16 protein-coding genes are annotated in these 16,681 nt (G+C 67.1%); 10 read left to right on the forward strand and 6 right to left on the reverse strand.

The genetic code is table 11. The features are described from left to right. Positions 1-100: 100 nt before the first annotated feature. A complete protein-coding gene (locus tag WT53_RS27480) occupies positions 101-916 on the reverse strand; it encodes a pyruvate, water dikinase regulatory protein (protein ID WP_034207652.1) in 816 nt (271 codons plus the stop codon). A gap of 376 nt (positions 917-1,292) precedes the next feature. Between WT53_RS27480 and ppsA the strand changes: the two genes are divergently transcribed. The 3 genes from ppsA (at position 1,293) to WT53_RS27495 (ending at position 5,305) form a co-directional block, all read left to right on the forward strand. Beyond that, positions 1,293-3,692, forward strand: a complete 2,400-nt coding sequence (gene ppsA / locus WT53_RS27485; RefSeq protein WP_034207651.1) for a phosphoenolpyruvate synthase — start codon at positions 1,293-1,295, stop codon at positions 3,690-3,692. Positions 3,693-3,902: 210 nt separating this feature from the next. Beyond that, complete coding sequence (locus WT53_RS27490; protein WP_034207650.1) at positions 3,903-4,337, forward strand: NfeD family protein; 435 nt, start codon at positions 3,903-3,905, stop codon at positions 4,335-4,337. 32 nt (positions 4,338-4,369) lie between these two features. Continuing rightward, positions 4,370-5,305 carry an SPFH domain-containing protein gene (locus WT53_RS27495; protein ID WP_034207649.1) on the forward strand — a complete coding sequence of 312 codons (936 nt, stop codon included), beginning with the start codon at positions 4,370-4,372 and terminating at the stop codon, positions 5,303-5,305. Positions 5,306-5,576: 271 nt separating this feature from the next. Here the strand turns inward: WT53_RS27495 and smpB are convergent, their stop codons facing one another. Beyond that, the gene (gene smpB, locus WT53_RS27500) at positions 5,577-6,023 is read right to left on the reverse strand and encodes an SsrA-binding protein SmpB (RefSeq protein WP_034181129.1); all 447 of its coding nucleotides are present in this window, start codon (positions 6,021-6,023) and stop codon (positions 5,577-5,579) included. Positions 6,024-6,122: 99 nt separating this feature from the next. Here smpB and WT53_RS27505 point away from each other — a divergent pair, with 99 nt between their 5' ends. Both WT53_RS27505 and WT53_RS27510 read left to right on the forward strand, forming a co-directional pair. Further along, positions 6,123-6,560 carry a type II toxin-antitoxin system RatA family toxin gene (locus WT53_RS27505; protein ID WP_034188832.1) on the forward strand — a complete coding sequence of 146 codons (438 nt, stop codon included), beginning with the start codon at positions 6,123-6,125 and terminating at the stop codon, positions 6,558-6,560. A gap of 4 nt (positions 6,561-6,564) precedes the next feature. Continuing rightward, entirely contained in the window at positions 6,565-6,888 is a 324-nt protein-coding gene (locus tag WT53_RS27510; protein WP_034207647.1) for an RnfH family protein, read from the forward strand. Positions 6,889-6,930: 42 nt separating this feature from the next. Here WT53_RS27510 and WT53_RS27515 read toward each other — a convergent pair whose 3' ends face one another. From WT53_RS27515 to WT53_RS27525, 3 genes are all read right to left on the reverse strand, one after another. Continuing rightward, positions 6,931-7,896 carry a DMT family transporter gene (locus tag WT53_RS27515; protein WP_034207646.1) on the reverse strand — a complete coding sequence of 322 codons (966 nt, stop codon included), beginning with the start codon at positions 7,894-7,896 and terminating at the stop codon, positions 6,931-6,933. A 122-nt stretch (positions 7,897-8,018) separates the two neighbouring features. Beyond that, positions 8,019-8,705, reverse strand: a complete 687-nt coding sequence (locus tag WT53_RS27520) for a PQQ-binding-like beta-propeller repeat protein (RefSeq protein WP_034207933.1) — start codon at positions 8,703-8,705, stop codon at positions 8,019-8,021. Between the two features lie 31 nt (positions 8,706-8,736). Beyond that, on the reverse strand, positions 8,737-9,957 hold the full coding sequence (locus WT53_RS27525; RefSeq protein ID WP_059823774.1) for a hypothetical protein: 1,221 nt from the start codon (positions 9,955-9,957) through the stop codon (positions 8,737-8,739). 114 nt (positions 9,958-10,071) lie between these two features. Between WT53_RS27525 and WT53_RS27530 the strand changes: the two genes are divergently transcribed. The 5 genes from WT53_RS27530 to guaA all read left to right on the forward strand — a co-directional run bounded on the left by WT53_RS27530 (position 10,072) and on the right by guaA (position 15,735). Continuing rightward, positions 10,072-10,836 carry a DUF899 domain-containing protein gene (locus WT53_RS27530; RefSeq protein WP_034207644.1) on the forward strand — a complete coding sequence of 255 codons (765 nt, stop codon included), beginning with the start codon at positions 10,072-10,074 and terminating at the stop codon, positions 10,834-10,836. Between the two features lie 27 nt (positions 10,837-10,863). After that, positions 10,864-11,664, forward strand: coding sequence for a DUF2182 domain-containing protein (locus WT53_RS27535; protein WP_034207643.1), 801 nt, complete (start codon positions 10,864-10,866; stop codon positions 11,662-11,664). 277 nt (positions 11,665-11,941) lie between these two features. Further along, positions 11,942-13,402 carry an IMP dehydrogenase gene (guaB, locus tag WT53_RS27540; protein ID WP_034207642.1) on the forward strand — a complete coding sequence of 487 codons (1,461 nt, stop codon included), beginning with the start codon at positions 11,942-11,944 and terminating at the stop codon, positions 13,400-13,402. 6 nt (positions 13,403-13,408) lie between these two features. Then, a complete protein-coding gene (locus WT53_RS27545; protein ID WP_034207641.1) occupies positions 13,409-14,008 on the forward strand; it encodes a hypothetical protein in 600 nt (199 codons plus the stop codon). Positions 14,009-14,115: 107 nt separating this feature from the next. Beyond that, positions 14,116-15,735, forward strand: coding sequence for a glutamine-hydrolyzing GMP synthase (guaA, locus tag WT53_RS27550; RefSeq protein WP_034207640.1), 1,620 nt, complete (start codon positions 14,116-14,118; stop codon positions 15,733-15,735). Between the two features lie 212 nt (positions 15,736-15,947). On the opposite strand, the gene WT53_RS27555 is transcribed toward guaA, so the two are convergent. Continuing rightward, positions 15,948-16,565 (reverse strand): PolC-type DNA polymerase III, encoded by a 618-nt coding sequence (locus WT53_RS27555; protein ID WP_034207592.1) that lies wholly within the window; start codon positions 16,563-16,565, stop codon positions 15,948-15,950. Positions 16,566-16,681: the final 116 nt, after the last annotated feature.

Raw genomic sequence — 16,681 nt, forward strand, 5'->3', positions numbered from 1 at the left:
GTTGTCCGCCGATCTGACCGCACGATGAAAGAAGGCCGCGTTCGACGCGGCCTTTTTGCTGTTCGCGGCGGCCTCGCGGCCGCGCCGGCGGGGTGGGCCGTCAGTACGACTGCCGGTCGAGGCGGATTTCCTGCAGGATCGTCGTCGCGATTTCCTCGATCGACTTGTGCGTCGACGACAGCCACTTGATCCCTTCGCGGCGCATCATCGCCTCGGCCTCGTTGATCTCGTAGCGGCAGTTCTCGGGCGCCGCGTACTTGCTGCCCGGCCGGCGCTCGTTGCGGATCTCCGACAGGCGCTGCGGGTCGATCGACAGCCCGAACAGCTTGTCGCTGTATGGCGACAGCGCTGACGGCAGCTTGCCGCGTTCGAAATCCTCCGGAATCAGCGGATAGTTGGCGGCCTTCACGCCGTACTGCATCGCGAGGTACAGGCTCGTCGGCGTCTTGCCGCTGCGCGACACGCCGACGAGGATCACGTCGGCCTCCGACAGGTTGCGGTTCGACTGGCCGTCGTCGTGCGCGAGCGAGAAGTTGATCGCCTCGATCCGCGTCTTGTATTCCTCGGTGTCCGCATTCTGGTGGCCACGGCCCATCGCGTGACTCGACTTGAGTTCCAGTTCCTGCTCGAGCGGTTCGACGAAGCGCTGGAACATGTCGAGCACGAGCGCGTTCGAGCGCTTGACGATGTCGTTCGACTCGCTGTCGACGAGCGTCGTGAACACGATCGCGCGACGGCCGTCGTGCACGGCGGCCTCGTTGATCTTCTCGACGGTCGCATAGGCCTTGTCGAGCGAGTCGACGAACGGCACGCGCACGAGGCGGAATTTCTGGTCGAACTGGGAAAGGATCGAATGCGCGAAGGTTTCGGCAGTGATCCCGGTGCCGTCGGAGACGATGAATACGGTAGGCAGCATGAATCTGGACGTCGAGCGTGAAGGGCAGTTGCGCGGGCGGCTGGAGGCGAGCCTCCAGACCCAGTGACAAGGTCGCGCCACATCCGGCAGCCGGCACGGTAGAATAGCGGCAACCTGTTGGATAAGCAATTGCGGGGGCAGGGCGCGAACGGCGCTCGGTGGCTGGGCCGCGCGATTCCCGAATTCCCGGCAAGTCTGGCGATTTGTCTGAAAATATCGCCCTTCTGCCGGGATTTTTGCAAATCGGGTCGGAAGATTTCCGCCGCTGCGAGTGTTTATCTAACAGGTTGCGCAAGACGCGCCGCGCCTTTTTGCAAGCGCCCGCGTTCGAGCCCACTTGCGCGATCGAGCATTTTTTTCACACTTAGGGGCTTGTATGACTAACGCAGCAAACGTCGCAAAGGACCAGGCGTATGTAATTCCGTTCGAGCAGTTGCGGATGACCGATGTGGAGATCGTGGGCGGCAAGAATGCGTCGCTCGGCGAGATGATCAGCCAGCTTTCCGAAGCAGGCGTTCGCGTCCCCACCGGTTTCGCCACGACCGCGCTCGCATTCCGCGATTTCCTCAAGCACAACGACCTGACCGACCGGATCGCCAAGCGTCTCGAGTCGCTCGATATCGACGACGTGAAGGCGCTCGCCGAAGCCGGCGCCGAAATCCGCAAGTGGATCGTCGACGCGCCGCTGCAGCCGCGCCTCGAGCAGGAAATTCGCGCGCAGTTCGAAGTGCTGAAGAACGGCTCGCCGAGCGAACTGTCGTTCGCCGTGCGCTCGTCCGCGACCGCGGAAGACCTGCCCGATGCATCGTTCGCCGGCCAGCAGGAGTCGTATCTGAACGTCGTCGGCATCGACGACGTGCTCGACCGCATGAAGCACGTGTTCGCGTCGCTGTACAACGACCGCGCGATCTCGTACCGCGTGCACAAGGGCTTCACGCACGCCGAAGTCGCGCTGTCGGCCGGTGTGCAGCGCATGGTCCGCTCGGACGTCGGCGCCGCCGGCGTGATGTTCACGATCGACACCGAATCGGGCTTCAAGGACGCCGTGTTCATCACGTCGAGCTACGGTCTGGGCGAAACCGTCGTGCAGGGCGCGGTGAACCCGGACGAGTTCTACGTGTTCAAGACGACGCTCGCGCAGGACAAGTACCCGATCATCCGCCGTTCGATCGGCTCGAAGCTGATCAAGATGGAATTCACGCAGCCGGGCGAGCCGGGCCGCGTGAAGACGGTCGACGTGCCGCACGAGCAGCGCAACCGCTACTCGATCACCGACGACGACGTGATCGAGCTCGCGAAGTACGCGGTGATCATCGAGAAGCACTACCAGCGTCCGATGGACATCGAGTGGGGCAAGGACGGCCGCGACGGCAAGATCTTCATCCTGCAGGCGCGTCCGGAAACGGTGAAGAGCCAGGCAACCGGCAAGGCCGAGCAGCGCTTCAAGCTGAAGGGCCAGTCGCAGGTGCTGGCGACGGGGCGTGCGATCGGCCAGAAGATCGGCGCGGGCCCCGTGCGCGTGATCCAGGATCCGTCGGAAATGGAACGCGTGCAGCCGGGCGACGTGCTGGTGGCCGACATGACCGACCCGAACTGGGAACCGGTGATGAAACGTGCAGCGGCGATCGTCACGAACCGCGGCGGCCGCACCTGCCACGCGGCGATCATCGCGCGCGAACTCGGCGTGCCGGCCGTCGTCGGCTGCGGCGATGCGACCGACATCCTGAAGGACGGCGCGCTCGTCACCGTGTCGTGCGCGGAAGGCGACGAAGGCAAGATCTACGACGGGCTGCTCGAGACGGAAGTCACGGAAGTGCAGCGCGGCGAACTGCCGGAAATCCCGGTCAAGATCATGATGAACGTCGGCAACCCGCAGCTCGCGTTCGACTTCTCGCAACTGCCGAACGCCGGCGTGGGCCTCGCGCGTCTCGAGTTCATCATCAACAACAACATCGGCGTTCACCCGAAGGCGATTCTCGAGTACCCGAACATCGACCAGGACCTGAAGAAGGCGGTCGAGAGCGTGGCGCGCGGCCATGCGTCGCCGCGTCAGTTCTACGTCGACAAGCTGACGGAAGGCGTCGCGACGATCGCGGCGGCGTTCTATCCGAAGCCCGTGATCGTGCGTCTGTCCGACTTCAAGTCGAACGAGTACAAGAAGCTGATCGGCGGTTCGCGTTACGAGCCGGACGAGGAAAACCCGATGCTGGGCTTCCGCGGCGCGTCGCGCTACATCGCCGACGATTTCGCGCAGGCGTTCGAGATGGAATGCCGTGCACTGAAGCGCGTGCGCGACGAAATGGGCCTGACCAACGTCGAGATCATGGTGCCGTTCGTGCGGACCGTGAAGCAGGCGGAGCGCGTCGTCGGCCTGCTCGAGAAGTTCGGGCTGAAGCGCGGCGAAAACGGCCTGCGCCTCGTGATGATGTGCGAAGTCCCGACCAACGCGATCCTCGCCGAAGAGTTCCTGGAACACTTCGACGGCTTCTCGATCGGCTCGAACGACCTCACGCAGCTCACGCTCGGCCTCGACCGCGATTCGGGCATGGAACTGCTGGCAGTCGACTTCGACGAGCGCGACCCGGCCGTCAAGTTCCTGCTCAAGCGTGCGATCGATACTTGCCGCAAGATGGGCAAGTACGTCGGTATCTGCGGCCAGGGCCCGTCCGATCACCCGGACTTCGCGCAATGGCTGACCGACGAAGGCATCGTGTCGATCTCGCTGAACCCCGACACGATCATCGATACGTGGCAGGCGCTCGCCAACCGGAAGTAACGGTCGGTCATGCAACCTCGGCGAAAGTGCGGTCCGCCGCGCTTTCGTTGAAGGCAAAATGCAAGGTTCGTGTTATAAACACCCCGGTAAGCACCGGGGTGTTTTTTTTCGTCGGTGCGCGTGGGGCCATCTCAAGCGCACCGGCCGCTGCGCACAGCCGCGCGCGCAGCGAATATAGTGAGCATCGGGGACGTTTTTCGGGAGACCACAATGATGTCGGGGCATCTGTTCTGGTGGATCGGAGTCGGCGTGCTGGTCGTCGCCGAATTGCTGACGGGCACGTTCTACCTGTTGATGATCGCGCTCGGCTTTCTCGCGGGCGGGGCGTTGCAACTGGCCGGTTTCGCGCCGCACGTGCAGTTCGGCGCGGCGGCCGTGGTCGCGATCGTCGCGATGATCGTGCTGCGTCGTTCGGGGCTCGGCCGCAAGCAGAAGCGCGACACGTCGACGAATCCCGACGTCAATCTCGATATCGGCTCGACCGTCACGGTCGATGCGTGGCGTGACGGCCGCGCGCGCGTACGGTATCGCGGCGCCGACTGGGACGTCGAACTCGCGACCGGCGAGCGCGGCGATGCGCGCGTATATCAGGTGAGTGCCGTGCGCGGCAACTGTCTCGTGGTCGTGGCGAAACCCGCGGGCTGATCGTCCGCTGGTACAACAAGGAGGAAATATTCATGGATTCGCTGATCATCTGGGTTGTCCTGCTCGTCATCGCGATCGTGATCGTGTCGAAGACGGTGAAGATCGTGCCGCAGCAGCATGCATGGGTGCTCGAGCGCTTCGGGCGCTATCACGCGACGCTGTCGCCCGGTCTCAATATCGTGCTGCCGTTCGTCGATCGCATCGCGTACCGGCACGTGCTGAAGGAAATTCCGCTCGACGTGCCGAGCCAGGTCTGCATCACGCGCGACAACACGCAGTTGCAGGTCGACGGCGTGCTGTATTTTCAGGTGATGGATCCGATGAAGGCGTCGTACGGGTCGAGCAACTTCGTGCTCGCGATCACGCAGTTGTCGCAGACGATGCTGCGCTCGGTGATCGGCAAGCTCGAGCTCGACAAGACCTTCGAGGAGCGCGATTTCATCAACCACAGCATCGTGTCGGCGCTCGACGACGCCGCGGCGAACTGGGGCGTGAAAGTGCTGCGCTACGAGATCAAGGACCTGACGCCGCCGAAGGAGATCCTGCACGCCATGCAGGCGCAGATCACCGCGGAGCGTGAAAAGCGTGCGCTGATTGCTGCATCCGAAGGCCGCAAGCAGGAACAGATCAACCTCGCGTCGGGGGCGCGCGAAGCCGCGATCCAGAAGTCCGAAGGCGAGCGGCAGGCCGCGATCAACCAGGCGCAGGGCGAAGCCGCCGCGATTCTGGCGGTGGCCGAGGCGAACGCGCAGGCGATCCAGAAAATCGCGACCGCGATTCAGTCGCAAGGCGGGATGGACGCGGTGAACCTGAAGGTCGCCGAGCAGTATGTCGGTGCGTTCTCGAATCTCGCGAAGCAGGGCAACACGCTGATCGTGCCGTCGAACCTGGCGGATCTCGGCACCGCGATCTCGTCGGCGCTGACGATCGTCAAGAGCGCGGGGGCGGCCGCGGGCGCGAAGGGCTGAACGTGACGCGCGTAGTTAGCGTGCCCGCGATGCAGCGTAGGAGAGGCTGTGCGACGGGATTGCGCCGCGCATGTGCTGAAGAGGTGCGCGGGCATGCGGCGAATCGTCGCGCAGCTTCAGCGTAGCCGCGTATGCATGGCCGGAGCGCGACGCAGCGATTCACCCGGCGTAGTGAGCGGCGGTCCGGCCGGCGCTCACACGCATTGCACGACACAATGCAACACGGCCCGCTTCGAGCGGGCCGTGTCGTTGGCGATGAGCGTCGCGAGCGTCAGGCGCCGGCGCGCATGATGCGCGCCTTCTCGCGTTCCCAGTCGCGTTTCTTTTCGGTTTCGCGCTTGTCGTGCAGCTTCTTGCCCTTCGCGAGCGCGATGTCGCACTTCACGCGACCGCCCTTGTAGTGGAAGTTCAGCGGCACGAGCGTGTAGCCGCGCTGCTCGACCTTGCCGATCAGCTTCTTGATTTCCTCGCGGTGCAGCAGCAGCTTGCGCGTGCGAACCGGGTCGGGCTTGATGTGCGTCGAGGCTTCGGGCAGCGGGCTGATATGGGTGCCGATCAGGAAGATCTCGGCGTTCTTCACCACGACGTAGCCTTCCTTGATCTGGCCGCGCCCGGCGCGCAGCGCCTTGACTTCCCAGCCTTCGAGCACGAGCCCCGCCTCGTAGCGTTCCTCGATGTGGTAATCGAAGTGCGCTTTCCTGTTGTCGATGATGCTCATGAAAGGATCGGGCCAAGTCGTTTAAAATCACGATTTTAGCAAAGCGGGGCGAGAATCGCCCGGCTTGGCGTTCCCACTTTGAGCGATGCCGCGCGATTTATGGCAGATGTCCAGAAAACCGTATTGATCCGTCATTCGGCGGAACAGATGTTCGACCTCGTCACCGACGTGGCCGACTACCCCAATTTCCTGCCCTGGTGCGGCGGTGTCGAGATTCGCCGTCAGGACGAGAGCGGGATGGAAGCGCGCATCGACATCAACTTCAAGGGCATCAAGCAGCATTTCGCGACGCGCAACACGCAGCAGCGCCCGACGCGGATCGACATGGAGTTCACGGACGGCCCGTTCAAGAAGTTCACGGGCTCGTGGCGTTTCACGGCGCTGCGCGCCGATGCGTGCAAGATCGAATTCGCGCTGCATTACGAGTTCTCGAGCATCCTGCTCGAGAAGATCATTGGGCCGGTGTTCAGCCACATTGCGAACACGTTCGTCGATTCGTTCGTGAAGCGCGCGGACCAGCGCTACGGAAAGGGGTGACGCGATGCTGTCGATCGAAGTCTGCTACGCACTGCCGGACCGCCAGACGCTGATTCCGCTGTCGCTGCCCGAAGGCGCGACCGTGCGCTCGGCAATCGACGCGAGCGGCGTGCTCGCGCTGCATCCGGAGATCGATCTCGCACACGCGAAGACGGGCGTCTACGGCAAGCTCGCGCCGCTCGATACGCCACTCGTCGATCACGACCGCGTCGAGATCTACCGTCCGCTGATCGTCGATCCGAAGCTCGCGCGCCAGCGGCGCGTCGACAAATCTCGCCGCGACGGCTCGATCGAGGGCCGCAAGTGGATGCACAAGGACGCGCGCTGACGCGTCGTTCGCCCCGATTGGTCTGATCGAACGCCGCGGCGCTCAGTGGGCCGCGGCGTTTGCGTTTGCCGGCGCGCTGCCCGGCGTGTCGCCGTGCCGTCGCACCGAGCCGTATACACCGGCGAGCAGCAGCACGAGTGCGGCGATCTCGAGCGCGTGCGGCATCCGCCGGTCGTACACGAACGCGTACAGCATCGCGAACACGGTTTCGAACACGATCAGCTGACCCGACAGCGTGAGCGGCAGCCGCTTCGACGCGGCATTCCACAGCCCGTTGCCGAGCCACGACGCGCTGATCGCGAGCACGAGGTTCAGCAGCCAGAACAACTGCCAGCGCGACGCCGGGACGGCCGGCTGCACCATGCCGGCCGGCAGCGCGAGGATCGCCAGCCAGCAGAGCCCGCCGAGCAGGCCCGTCACGACACCCCACAGCACCGACCATTCGTTGCCGCCGAAGCGGTGATGACGTTGCAGGTAGCGTGCATTCGCCACCGCGTACCAGGTCCAGCTCGCGAGCGCGCCCGCCGCGCACGCGATGCCCGCGAGTTTCTGGGCCAGCGTCGTGGCGCGCGTGGCTTCGGACGTGAACAGGTCGACGTTGATGCAGACGATGCCCGCGATCACCAGCGCGAGCGGGGCGGCGAGCCGCCGCAGCGGCACGGCGCCATGGTCGCCGAGGCCCGCGAGCGTGACGGTCACGGGCAGCACGCCGACGATCAGCGAACTCGGCGCGATGCCGATCAGGTGCACGGCGCCGGACAGCAGCATGTAATACGCGACGTTGCCGACGATGGCGAGCTTCACCAGGGCGGCGAGATCCTCGCGGGTCAGCCGCGCGAGCAGCGAGCGGGCGGCGGGCAACGCGGCCGCGAGCGACACGAGGCCGTACATCGCGTAGCGGCCGGCGCTCAGCAGCAACGGCGAGAAATCGGTCAGCAGCCGCGGAACGAGAAACACCATGCCCCACAGGGCGCCTGCCAGGACACCGTACACCACGCCGCGCTGCATCGACCGCTCCGAACAAATGACCGAGGTGCGCGCATCTTAGCGAGGCCGTCGCGGCGGCGTCTTGTTCATTCCTGCACTCGGGGCGGGGCGCGGCGCGTCGAACGGCTTCGACGGGCGGCGCATCAATCTTCTGCCGGATCGGGTGGCGCCTGCGTGCCGTCGGTGGCGGCACGCGTGCGCGCCGGGCGGCGCACGGCGCGCAGCTTGCCGCTGTTGCCGCCGCCGCAGTAGAAGCGGTCGTCACCGTCGGATTCGAGCCCCGAGACGCCGACGCCGGCCGGCATGTCGATCTGCTCGAGCACCTGGCCCGTGCGCGGATCGATGCGCCGCAAGTCGCTCTGGTCGGCCTCCCATGTGCCGTGCCACAGCTCGCCGTCGACCCACGTCACACCGGTGACGAAGCGGTTCGATTCGATCGTGCGCAGCACGACGCCCGATTGCGGATCCACCTGATGAATCTTGCGTTCGCGGTACTGGCCGACCCACAGCGTGCCTTCCGCCCACGCGAGCCCCGAATCGGCGCCGCCGCCGGGCGCCGGAATCGTCGTGAGCACGCGGCCCGATTCGGGGTCGATCTTCGCGATGCGGTCCTCGACGATCTGGAACAGATGGCGGCCGTCGAACGCGGTGCCCGCGTGCGCGGCGACGTCGAGCGAACGGACGGTCGTGCCGCGCTCGGGGTCGAGCGCATTCAGCTTGTCGCCGGACGCATACCACACGTGCTGCCCGTCGAACGTGACGCCGTGTACGCCGTCGACGCCCGGAAACGGGCCGTACTCGCGAAGGATGTCTGCAGCGGAGCGTTTCATGTTCGTCACCTCGTCGTTCGATGAGCCCATCCTAATCGCCCGGCAACGCGACCGGGAGTAACAAGGTCGTCGCGAATCCGGGCAGCGGCGGCGTCAGCCAGCGGCGCGCGCGTCCGCGCCCGAGCGCCTGTACCTTGCCGGTTTCCGCGAGCGCATCGAGCGCGCGCTGCACGGTGCGCTGGCTGGCGCCAAGTGCGAGCGCCAACGCGGAGCTCGACCACGCTTCGCCGTCGGCGAGGAGCGCGAGCACGGCCGCATGGCGATCGTCGACCGGGCGCGCGAGGACGACGGTCTCGCGCACGCCGAGCGGCTCGAGCGCGAAGCCGCGCGGCGTCGCGACGACGTTCGCGAGCGGGCGCAGCACCGCGCGCAGCCGGCCCATCTCGACACGCAGCCGCGCGCGATGCGATTCGTCGGCCTGTTTCGCGCGGAACGCGGCGGCGACGAGCGCGTTTCTCGACACGTCGGCCGGCCATGCCTCGCCGAGCGCACGGGCGAGCACGAACAGCACCGGACGCCGCGCGAGCGACACGGTCGTGCGCGCATCGCGCACCGTGTGGCGGCACGCGTCGACGACGAGCGCATTCGACTCGAACAGCGTCTCGACTTCGTCGAGCGGCACGAGCCGCGACGTGCCGCGCGCGATGAGCCGCGCGGCCGGTGCGTCGAGCACGCGCGCGGCGGTGTCGACCTCGGCCGCCAGCGCGGCGATGCCGGCGGCGTGGGCGGCCGTTCGCGCCCGGGCAAGCGCCGCACGGGCCGCGTGCGTGCGAATGCGGCGCATCGCGATACCGGCCGCGATCAGTTCATGGGCGGCGCGCGAGGCGGGCGGCAGCGGCGTGGGATCGAGATGCGCGAGCAGCCGCTCGGCCTCGTCGAGATGGCCGATCAGCAGCAACCGGCGCACGCCGAGGTAGCGGGCATGCGCGGCGTTCGCGCGGTCGCCGTGCGCATCGAGCGTCGCGCAGGCCGCATCGAGCGCACGCGCGGGCCAGTGCAGGTCGCGCGACGCGAGCGCGATCTCGGCTTCCGCGACGACGCAGCGCGCCCGTGCGACCGCTTCCTTCGCGCCGAACGCACGGGCGGCGCCGCGCACGAGCGCCCGTGCACGATCGAAATCGCCGAGCTGCGCGAGCGCGATGCCGCGCAGCGCGAGCGCCGGCGCATCGTCGCGCAGCGCGACGCGGTTCAGCGCACCGAGCGCGTCACCGGCGGCGAGCGCGCGCGCGGCCGCGGTGATCAGCGAATCCATTCGAATCCCGACACACTTGTCACTCCCTCCGGTCCGATGCCCGGCACTAATCTAGCACCACGCACACGGCCCCGTACGCCGTGCCCGGATACCCATCGGAAGGAGGAACCCGCAATGACGACCCATCTCACCGGAACCCGCGACGAATGGCTGGCTGAACGCCGCGCGCTGCTCGACGCGGAAAAGGCGCTGACGCGGCAAAGCGACGAACTCGCGCGGCGGCGCCAGGCGCTGCCGTGGGTGCGCGTCGACAAGACCTACCGGTTCGATACCGAAGCAGGGCAGGCGACGCTCGACGACCTGTTCGGCGGCCGTTCGCAATTGCTCGTCTATCACTTCATGTTCGGCCCCGACTACAAGGCCGGCTGCCCGTCGTGCTCGGCGCTCGCCGACGGCTTCGACGGCTTCGCCGTGCATCTGGCGCATCACGACGTGACGCTCGCGGCCGTGTCGCGCGCGCCGCTCGCGAAACTGCTCGCCTACCGACAGCGGATGGGATGGACGTTTCCGTGGGCGTCGTCGGTCGGCAGCGATTTCAACTTCGACTTCAACGTGTCGTTCACCGAAACGCAGCAGCGCGCGGGCGACATCGAATACAACTATGCGCGGGCCGCTCACGCGATGGACATGGATCCGCCGCCGGCGCCCGTCGTGCAGTTCGCGGCCACGTGCGGCACCGACGCGGCCACGTATTCGCTCGACCGGCCGGGGATGAGCGCGTTCGTGCGCGAGGACGGGGCCATCTATCACACGTATTCGACCTACGCGCGCGGCCTCGACGGATTGTGGGGGATGTACCAGTGGCTCGATCGCGCGCCGCGCGGCCGCAACGAGGCCGGCCCGTGGTGGCGCCGTCACGACGAGTACGCGCGCGGCTGAGCGGCCGGCTGCGAGCGGTAGCGCGCGATGACGCGGCCGACAACCGGCGACGCGGCAGCCGATCCGCGGGCATTCGGCGCGGCGGCCGTGGCCGTGTTCGTGGTCGCCGCGATGGCGACGCTGGCGCAGCACGCGTCGATGGCCGCGATGGGCGGTGAACCGATGTCCGGCGGCTGGGTGGCCTCGGCCGTCTGGCTGCGGCCGTGCGGCCGGGGCGCCGGGCGCGCATTCGCGGCGTTCGTCGGAATGTGGGGCGCGATGACGGTGACGATGATGCTGCCCGTGCTCGCGCCGCAGCTCTGGCATGACTGGCAGCGCATCGGTCCGCGGACGGCGCGGTCGGCCTGGCTCGTCGTCGTGGGGGCGGGATATTTCTCGGTCTGGATGGCGCTCGGGGCGCTCGTGTTTCCGGCCGGCGCCGCACTGACGACGGCCGGCGCCCGGCTCCCGGCGCTCGCCCGTGCGATGCCCTTCGCGGCCGGCGCCGTCGTGGCGGCCGCGGGCGCGTTGCAATTCTCCGGCTGGAAGGCGCGCCGGCTGGCGTGCTGCCGGCACGCGGCGGCGCACGCGCCCCGGCCGCGGGCGGCGCCGGTCACGGCATGGCGGTACGGCGTGCGCGCTGCCACCCGATGCGGCGCGTGTTGCGGGAACCTGATGGCGGTCGCGCTGGCGGCCGGCATGATGGATCTGCGCGTGATGGCCGCGGTGACGGTGGCGATCGCCGCCGAACGCGTGGCGCCGGCCGGCGAACGCGTCGCGCGGATCGTCGGTTGCGCGGCGGTGGCGGGCGGCGCGGCGATGATCGTCCGCGCGGCCGGGCTGGCGTGACGCGCGGCAGGCCAGCCGCTTCGGCGGGGCGCCGGGCCGTGCGCGGCCGCCGCCGCCACGGCCGTGTGGCCCCGCCGCGACACGGGCGCTTGCCGCCCGGCCGCGTTTGCGCGAATGGCTCGATGCGGCGATGAAACGAAAAGCGATCGAAAACGAACCGAACGGCGATCCGAACGATTCGGCCCCCGAACGGGCGAAACCGCCTAAGCCGTTGTTCGTGTTGTGAAAATTCGCAGCGCTTCGCGTATAATTCGCTTTTGCGCCCATAGGATTTGCCATGCGTCTGATCCAAAAAGCACTCACTTTCGATGACGTGCTCCTCGTTCCCGCCTTCTCCGACGTTCTCCCGCGCGACACCAGCCTCAAGACCAAGCTGACCCGCAACATCTCCCTGAACATGCCGCTCGTGTCCGCCGCGATGGACACGGTCACCGAAGGTCGCCTCGCGATCGCGATGGCGCAGCAGGGTGGCGTCGGTATCGTCCACAAGAACCTCACGCCGGCCGAACAGGCCCGCGAAGTCGCGAAGGTCAAGCGTTTCGAGTCGGGCGTCGTCCGCGACCCGATCACGGTCCCGCCGCAAATGAAGGTGCGCGACGTGATCGCGCTGTCGCGCCAGCATGGCATCTCGGGCTTCCCGGTCGTCGAAGGCCCGCAGCTCGTCGGCATCGTCACGAACCGCGACCTGCGTTTCGAAACACGCCTCGACGAGCCGGTCAAGTCGATCATGACGCCGCGCGAGCGCCTCGTCACGGTCAAGGAAGGCACGCCGCTCGCCGAAGCGAAGGCGCTGATGCACAGCCACCGCCTCGAGCGCGTGCTGGTCGTCAACGACGCGTTCGAGCTGCGCGGCCTGATGACCGTCAAGGACATCACGAAGCAGACCGAGCACCCGGACGCGTGCAAGGACGAACACGGCAAGCTGCGCGCAGGCGCGGCGGTCGGCGTCGGCCCGGACAACGAAGAGCGCGTCGAGCTGCTGGTGCAGGCCGGCGTCGACGTGATCGTCGTCGATACCGCGCACGGTCACAGCAAGGGCGTGCTCGAGCGCGTTCGCTGGGTCAAGCAGAACTTCCCGCACGTCGAGGTGATCGGCGGCAACATCGCGACGGCCGCCGCCGCGAAGGCGCTGGTCGAGTACGGCGCGGACGCGGTCAAGGTCGGTATCGGCCCGGGCTCGATCTGCACGACGCGGATCGTCGCGGGTGTCGGCGTGCCGCAGATCAGCGCGATCGCGAACGTCGCCGAAGCGCTGAAGGGCACCGGCGTGCCGTGCATCGCCGACGGCGGCGTGCGTTTCTCGGGCGACGTGTCGAAGGCCCTCGCGGCCGGCGCGAACGCGGTGATGATGGGCAGCATGTTCGCGGGCACCGAAGAGGCGCCGGGCGACGTGTTCCTGTACCAGGGCCGCCAGTACAAGTCGTATCGCGGCATGGGTTCGGTCGGCGCGATGAAGGACGGCGCGGCGGACCGCTACTTCCAGGACAACTCGGCGAACATCGACAAGCTCGTGCCGGAAGGCATCGAAGGCCGCGTCGCGTACAAGGGTTCGGTCAACGCGATCCTGTTCCAGCTGGTCGGCGGCGTGCGCGCCAGCATGGGCTACTGCGGCTGCCGCACGATCGACGAGCTGCACGAGAAGGCCGAATTCGTCCAGATCACCGCGGCGGGCATGCGCGAGTCGCACGTGCACGACGTGCAGATCACGAAGGAAGCGCCCAACTATCACGTGGACTGATCGCCGATGAAACCGCTGCTGCGAGCCGTGCTGATCGTCGATGCCGTGCTGCTGCTGGCGTTCGGCGTGCTGTTCGTGCTGACGCCCTGGCAGGCGCTGTTCAACGCGCTGCAACTGGCGAACATCCAGCCGGCGATGCTCGGCCAGGCGTTCGGTATCGCGCTGCTTGGGCTTGCGTGGCTCGCGTTTCATGCGGCGTTCAACGGCGACCTCACGGCGCCCGTCGCGCGGTCGGTCGGCCACGTGTACTGGCTGACCGGCGTGCTGACGGTCGTGTGGTCGATCGGCACCGGCAGCGGGCCCGCGCTCGCGGCCGCCGGCCGGGTGCTGTCGGCCGTGGCCGGGGTCGCGCTGATCGTGCTCGGCCTCGGCGGTGTGCGGCTCGCATCGGCCGTGCGTCGGCGCGAGAAAGTGCAGGCGCTCGAAGGCCGGAGCGCGCAGCGTCCGGTCGAACCGGCGCCGGTATCCGCAGCACAGCCGCGGGTCGAGCCGGTCGTCGGCCGTCCGGTGGCGCCTTCGGCGCCGGCCGCGGCGACCCCGTCGGCCGCGTCCGACCGCGCATCAGGCAGCGTCGCGTTCGACGCGCGCCCGCCGTCGCAGGATTGACCGGCGATGCGTCGCGCGTGCCGCCTGCCGCCCGACGCCGCCGACCATGCTTTTGACGCAGCGCTCGATGCGCTGCTTTTCTTATTCTCTTCATCCCGTCCGCAGCCATGCACGACAAAATCCTGATTCTCGACTTCGGTTCGCAAGTCACCCAACTGATTGCACGGCGCGTGCGTGAAGCGCACGTCTACTGCGAAATCCATCCGAACGATGTGTCCGACGACTTCGTCCGCGAGTTCGCGCCGAAGGCGGTGATCCTGTCGGGCAGCCACGCGAGCACGTACGAAGACCATCAGCTGCGCGCGCCGCAGGCCGTGTGGGAGCTCGGCGTGCCGGTGCTCGGCATCTGCTACGGGATGCAGACGATGGCCGTGCAGCTCGGCGGCAAGGTCGAGTGGAGCGACCATCGTGAATTCGGCTACGCGGAAATGCGTGCACACGGCCATACGCGCCTGCTCGACGGTATCGAGGATTTCACGACGGCCGAAGGCCACGGGATGCTGAAGGTCTGGATGAGCCACGGCGACAAGGTGGCCGAGCTGCCGCCGGGCTTCGCGCTGATGGCGTCGACGCCGAGCTGCCCGATCGCCGGCATGGCCGACGAGGCGCGCGGCTACTACGCGGTGCAGTTCCATCCGGAAGTCACGCACACGGTGAAGGGCCGCCAGATCCTCGAACGCTTCGTGCTGCAGATCGCCGGCGCGAAGCCCGACTGGATCATGAAGAACCACATCGAGGAAGCCGTCGCGAAGATCCGCGAGCAGGTCGGCGACGAGGAAGTGATTCTCGGCCTGTCGGGCGGCGTCGATTCGAGCGTCGCGGCCGCGCTGATCCATCGTGCGATCGGCGATCAGCTGACGTGCGTGTTCGTCGATCACGGCCTGCTGCGCCTGAACGAAGGCAAGATGGTGCTCGACATGTTCGAGGGCCGCCTGCATGCGAAGGTCGTGCACGTCGATGCGTCCGACCAGTTCCTCGGCCACCTGGCCGGCGTGACCGATCCGGAAGCGAAGCGCAAGATCATCGGCCGCGAGTTCGTCGAGGTGTTCCAGGCCGAGGCGAAGAAGCTGTCGAAGGCGAAGTGGCTCGCGCAGGGCACGATCTACCCGGACGTGGTCGAATCGGGCGGCACGAAGACGAAGAAGGCGACGACGATCAAGAGCCACCACAACGTCGGCGGCCTGCCGGAGACGCTCGGCCTGAAGCTGCTCGAGCCGCTGCGCGACTTGTTCAAGGACGAAGTACGCGAGCTGGGCGTCGCGCTCGGCTTGCCGCCGGAGATGGTGTACCGCCACCCGTTCCCGGGCCCGGGCCTCGGCGTGCGGATTCTCGGCGAAGTGAAGCGCGAGTACGCGGACCTGCTGCGCCGTGTGGACGCGATCTTCATCGAGGAGTTGCGCGGCACGACGGCCACCGCGCAGGACGCGGCTGCCGGCCTGTGCGGCGAGGCCGACGTCGGCAAGACGTGGTACGACCTGACGAGCCAGGCGTTCGCGGTGTTCCTGCCGGTGAAGTCGGTCGGCGTGATGGGCGATGGGCGGACGTACGACTACGTGACGTCGCTGCGCGCGGTGCAGACGACCGACTTCATGACCGCACACTGGGCGCACCTGCCGTATGCACTGCTCGGCCGCGCGTCGAACCGGATCATCAACGAAGTGCGCGGGATCAACCGGGTCGTGTACGACATCTCGGGGAAGCCGCCGGCGACGATCGAGTGGGAGTGAACAATCCGACTGAACCGGCGTTCGATTCCGCTTGTGCCGTTGCGCATCGCTTGATGTCACGATAGTTCGCAAGCGGGTTGCCGGTTTGGATGGCATGCTGCCCCGGCTCACGCGGGCAAGAAACGGCCTGGCAATGTATTGCCAGGCCGTTTTGCGTTAACGGGTGCAATCAGTCAGCGCGTGTCGTGTTTTCCGTTCCGGGACGGGATGCGTCACGCACACGCCCGCCCAAGCGACCTCAAATACATGGGCACCTTCGCCTTGGTCGTCGCCTGAACCCGCGACATCAGCGCGTGATCGATCCGGTCCAGCCCGTAAGTCCGTGAGATATCCTGCTGCAACCGGCACCACAGATGCCCAGCCATCTCGGCATCGACCATCGCGCGGTGCGCACGGCCCGTCTGCGGCAACCGCAGCATCTCGGCCAGGCTCGACAGGCGGTGACTCCTGGCGTCCGGGTAGATCCGTCTCGCCACCAGCATCGTGCACGCAAACGCATGGTCGGCCGACATGCCGAGCATCCCCAGTTCCGACTGCCAGAAGCGTTTGTCGAAACCGGCGTTGTGGGCGACGACCGCATGCTTGCCGACGAACGCCGCCGCTTCCTTCATGACCTCGGACGCCGGTGGCGCCGCCGCGATCATGTCGTTGGTGATGCCGGTGAGCGCAACGACATCCGACGGGATGCGTCTGCCTGCATTCATCAAACTCTGGAAACGGTCGACGATTTGCCCGTCGCGCAGCAGGATGACGGCAATTTCGGTCGCACGGTCGCCCATATTCGGCGACAGCCCGGTTGTTTCGAAGTCCAGTACCGCGACGGTTTGCATGGTTGAGTTCGGATGCTTCATCAGAGGGTGTCGAGTTTGGCCGAGAGGGTAGCATCTCCGTGCTCGCGAACGGCGGATTCATCGATCGGCGAGCGGGCCGGCGTTCGATTGACGAT

Origin of the sequence: Burkholderia sp. MSMB2157WGS (assembly GCF_001532755.1) — a bacterium.
Taxonomy (GTDB): Bacteria; Pseudomonadota; Gammaproteobacteria; order Burkholderiales; family Burkholderiaceae; genus Burkholderia.

What these genes read in the sequence shown, in the direction of transcription:
- WT53_RS27480 (WP_034207652.1), bottom strand. Translation starts at nt 916, where the DNA reads ATGCTGCCTACCGTATTCATCGTCTCCGACGGCACCGGGATCACTGCC.
- ppsA (WP_034207651.1), top strand. Translation starts at nt 1,293, where the DNA reads ATGACTAACGCAGCAAACGTCGCAAAGGACCAGGCGTATGTAATTCCG.
- WT53_RS27490 (WP_034207650.1), top strand. Translation starts at nt 3,903, where the DNA reads ATGATGTCGGGGCATCTGTTCTGGTGGATCGGAGTCGGCGTGCTGGTC.
- WT53_RS27495 (WP_034207649.1), top strand. Translation starts at nt 4,370, where the DNA reads ATGGATTCGCTGATCATCTGGGTTGTCCTGCTCGTCATCGCGATCGTG.
- smpB (WP_034181129.1), bottom strand. Translation starts at nt 6,023, where the DNA reads ATGAGCATCATCGACAACAGGAAAGCGCACTTCGATTACCACATCGAG.
- WT53_RS27505 (WP_034188832.1), top strand. Translation starts at nt 6,123, where the DNA reads ATGGCAGATGTCCAGAAAACCGTATTGATCCGTCATTCGGCGGAACAG.
- WT53_RS27510 (WP_034207647.1), top strand. Translation starts at nt 6,565, where the DNA reads ATGCTGTCGATCGAAGTCTGCTACGCACTGCCGGACCGCCAGACGCTG.
- WT53_RS27515 (WP_034207646.1), bottom strand. Translation starts at nt 7,896, where the DNA reads ATGCAGCGCGGCGTGGTGTACGGTGTCCTGGCAGGCGCCCTGTGGGGC.
- WT53_RS27520 (WP_034207933.1), bottom strand. Translation starts at nt 8,705, where the DNA reads ATGAAACGCTCCGCTGCAGACATCCTTCGCGAGTACGGCCCGTTTCCG.
- WT53_RS27525 (WP_059823774.1), bottom strand. Translation starts at nt 9,957, where the DNA reads ATGGATTCGCTGATCACCGCGGCCGCGCGCGCGCTCGCCGCCGGTGAC.
- WT53_RS27530 (WP_034207644.1), top strand. Translation starts at nt 10,072, where the DNA reads ATGACGACCCATCTCACCGGAACCCGCGACGAATGGCTGGCTGAACGC.
- WT53_RS27535 (WP_034207643.1), top strand. Translation starts at nt 10,864, where the DNA reads ATGACGCGGCCGACAACCGGCGACGCGGCAGCCGATCCGCGGGCATTC.
- guaB (WP_034207642.1), top strand. Translation starts at nt 11,942, where the DNA reads ATGCGTCTGATCCAAAAAGCACTCACTTTCGATGACGTGCTCCTCGTT.
- WT53_RS27545 (WP_034207641.1), top strand. Translation starts at nt 13,409, where the DNA reads ATGAAACCGCTGCTGCGAGCCGTGCTGATCGTCGATGCCGTGCTGCTG.
- guaA (WP_034207640.1), top strand. Translation starts at nt 14,116, where the DNA reads ATGCACGACAAAATCCTGATTCTCGACTTCGGTTCGCAAGTCACCCAA.
- WT53_RS27555 (WP_034207592.1), bottom strand. Translation starts at nt 16,565, where the DNA reads ATGCAAACCGTCGCGGTACTGGACTTCGAAACAACCGGGCTGTCGCCG.